Annotated in this window: 1 protein-coding gene; it reads left to right on the top strand. The window is 60.7% G+C overall.

Translation table 11 applies throughout. The features are described 5' to 3' along the window. On the top strand, positions 1-486 hold a 486-nt coding region (locus tag L6D74_RS29890; protein ID WP_445009184.1), incomplete at both ends, for a bacteriophage T4 gp5 trimerisation domain-containing protein.

Below are 486 nucleotides of genomic sequence, written 5' to 3'. Positions count from 1 at the left end.
GCATGGAAGTGCTGGTGACGTTCCTCGAGGGCGACCCCGACCAGCCGCTGATCAGCGGCTGCCTGTACCACAAGGAAAACACCGTCCCCTACGCCCTGCCGGCGAACAAGACCCGCACCACCTTCAAAACCCTGAGCTCGATGGGCGGTGGCGGCTTCAACGAACTGCGCATCGAAGACAAGAAAGGCCAGGAGCAGATCTTCCTCCACGCCCAGCGAGACTGGGACGAGAACATCGAACACGACCAGAAAATCCGCGTCGGCAACGAACGCCACGACGTCGTGGAAAAGAACAGCTACACGGAATTCAAGGCCGAAGAACACCACACCGTCTACGAAGACCGCAAAGTCGAAGCGCGCGCCAACGACCACCTGACCGTGGGCGTGAACCAGCACATCAAGATCGGCACCGGGCAATTCATCGACGCCGGCCAGGAAATTCACCTCAGCAGCGGCATGAAGGTGGTGCTGGAAGCCGGGGCCGAAC

The organism is Pseudomonas pharyngis (assembly GCF_021602345.1).
Classification (GTDB): domain Bacteria; phylum Pseudomonadota; class Gammaproteobacteria; order Pseudomonadales; family Pseudomonadaceae; genus Aquipseudomonas; species Aquipseudomonas pharyngis.
The sequence above is the reverse complement of the archived record's forward strand: the minus strand, read 5'-3'. Positions and strand labels throughout refer to the sequence as shown.